Origin of the sequence: Candidatus Protofrankia californiensis (genome assembly GCF_900634765.1) — a bacterium.
Classification (GTDB): Bacteria; Actinomycetota; Actinomycetes; order Frankiales; family Frankiaceae; genus Protofrankia; species Protofrankia californiensis.
The window spans coordinates 15,807-17,886 of sequence record NZ_CAAAFT010000493.1 but is presented as its reverse complement, the minus strand read 5'-3'; the positions used below and the strand labels follow the sequence as shown (position 1 = coordinate 17,886).

Annotated in this window: 3 protein-coding genes; 1 reads left to right on the top strand and 2 read right to left on the bottom strand. The window is 63.6% G+C overall.

Annotation, left to right across the window (positions count from 1 at the left end; all coding sequences use genetic code 11):
- The first annotated feature begins 399 nt into the window (after nucleotides 1-399).
- On the top strand, nucleotides 400-756 hold the full coding sequence (locus DD1DGNOD_RS25775; RefSeq protein ID WP_131768903.1) for a type II toxin-antitoxin system VapB family antitoxin: 357 nt from the start codon (nucleotides 400-402) through the stop codon (nucleotides 754-756).
- Here DD1DGNOD_RS25775 and DD1DGNOD_RS25770 read toward each other — a convergent pair.
- Together DD1DGNOD_RS25770 and DD1DGNOD_RS25765 are read right to left on the bottom strand one after the other, a co-directional pair.
- Nucleotides 743-1,099: a hypothetical protein gene (locus tag DD1DGNOD_RS25770; RefSeq protein WP_131768902.1), complete on the bottom strand. Its 357-nt coding sequence runs from the start codon at nucleotides 1,097-1,099 to the stop codon at nucleotides 743-745. The genes DD1DGNOD_RS25775 and DD1DGNOD_RS25770 overlap by 14 nt on opposite strands.
- A gap of 195 nt (nucleotides 1,100-1,294) precedes the next feature.
- A partial coding sequence (locus tag DD1DGNOD_RS25765; RefSeq protein ID WP_346434384.1) for an MOSC domain-containing protein occupies nucleotides 1,295-2,080 on the bottom strand: 786 nt, incomplete at its 5' end.

Genomic DNA, 2,080 nt, shown 5'->3' with positions numbered 1-2,080 from the left:
TAGGGGCCAAAGGCGGCGCGATGATGTTCCTTTCGCGCCCGGGGTTCCTACCGGATCCGAGATCCGGAAGCCGATCTGAGAGGTTCGGGAGGCCCGGCTCCCCCGGGCCACTGCGAGGGCGGTGCCGACCGGCGCCGTTCGACCCCGATGATGAGCAGTTTCTGGTTGGCTATGATACGTAAAGTGTTGAGTTTGGATGATGCTTCGGATGACACTGTCGATCCAAAACAATGTGTGAACAACTACCGTAGAGGGCAGTCACGATCTGCTGGGTTGGCGGAGGCCTCCAGCGTCCCCTGGGGGCCTCTGGCCGCGCGAGAAGGAAGATGATCGCGCGGCCTTTGGTCAGTTGGCCGTCAGGTGTTCCGCGACGTTGCGGCCTCGGCGAGGAGGTGCTGGGTGATCTTCAAGTGGGTGGGTGATGGTCGCCCGTATCCCGACCACGGGTTGAGCCAGCGGGAGTGGGCGGCGATTCCGCCGCGCCAGGTCAGGTTGGACCAACTGGTCACAACCAAGCGGGTGCTCGCGCTGGACGTCCTGCTCGACGAGGACTCGACCTTCTACGGAGATCTGTTTCCCCACGTCGTCGACTGGGACAACACGCTCTACCTGGAGGATGGGCTGCATCGGGCCGTTCGTGCCGCGTTGCAGCAGCGCAACTCGATTCACGCCCGGGTACACGTTCTGCAGCAGCCTCAGCAGGGGGTGGACCCGGCGACCATAGCCGGTTCCCGGCTGGGGGCTAGTCCCCGCTGATCAGATAGGTGGTGAAGTCGTCATCGCCGACTTTGCCGAAGATGTATGACGGACAGTCATCGGACGGTTTGTAGGCGACGATCGGCTTCCACACGGGCAGACGGGATACCTGGACGAGGGAGCCGCCGACGATTGCGCGGGCCTCCGCCAGGGTCCGGTCGCGATCGTTGATCCGCTGATACCACGACCCACACCAGCGGATCTCCTTTGGTCTGCTCGTCCACGCGGCGGTGTGGAAGAACCACAACAGGTATATCTCGCGGAACAGCAGTGCCATCACCAGGATGGTCAGCAGCGCGCGGACGAAGTTCCCGGCTCGGCTTGACGCGAGGACGGGGCTCACAGGACCAGAAGCCTAAAGCGTCCCGGATGGATCTTCAGCAGTGCATGCGGGTGTGTCTATTCATCAAGGGCATACAGGGGCATGCCGTGTCCCTGCCGGCGGTGCGGCATGGGGGTGTCTGTTGTTGCGGGGACCGCAGTTCGCTCGTCCGACCTTTGTAGATCACTAGAAACTGTTTTGTGACTGTACGTCGGTTTACATGTCGCCCAAAGTAACAGAATCTCCAGTTCTGATCATGCCGTCGGACCGGATGGCGACGTACACCCCGCAGTTGATGTGTCCGTAGTGGGCTTGCAGCTCCTTCGGAATCCTGATGTCACGCTCCCCCGTCCGCGGGTTGACAGTGGTCGCGGCGCACCTGGCGGTGGGCACGAGCACCTCGGCGCGCACCTTCCCGAGGTGGATCTCACGTCCCACCCAGTCCAGTTCCGACCAGGCGTCGACATCGTCCACATAGATGTTGGCCCGGAACCGCAGGTGGTGGACGTGCGTTCCCAGACGCTCCTGGAGATCACGAACGGACGCCATGTTGATAATCGAGACGGCCCGCATCATCTCAGTGGAGACGACAGCGACGTCGGTGAACCGGTGGCCGTCGGACCCGGTCACCAGCCGTGGCCGGTCTCCCTCCAGCGTGTCCGCGAGCAATGTCGCGAAGTAGTCCTCCACAGCCGCCCGGTCCTGCGCGCTGCCCAGGTCGGCGATCAGCCTCCCAGCGGGGTGCTCGAGGGTGAGCAGTCCGCTGGCGACGTCGTACCGGCTCACCACGCGTGCCAGCTCCTCGTCCTTCGCGAGCATCAGGAAGCGGGTCTTCGGCAACGGCTGTGGATGCGCATCGTCGAAAACGGTCTCGGGCCTTGCCAGCGCGTACACACGGTCCATAGGGACGCCTTCGCCCGCGGACAGCGTCACCGCGTCCAGTGGTTCGGCCGACAGACCCTTGATCGGATACCGGTACAGGTGGGTGATCCGCGCCATGCT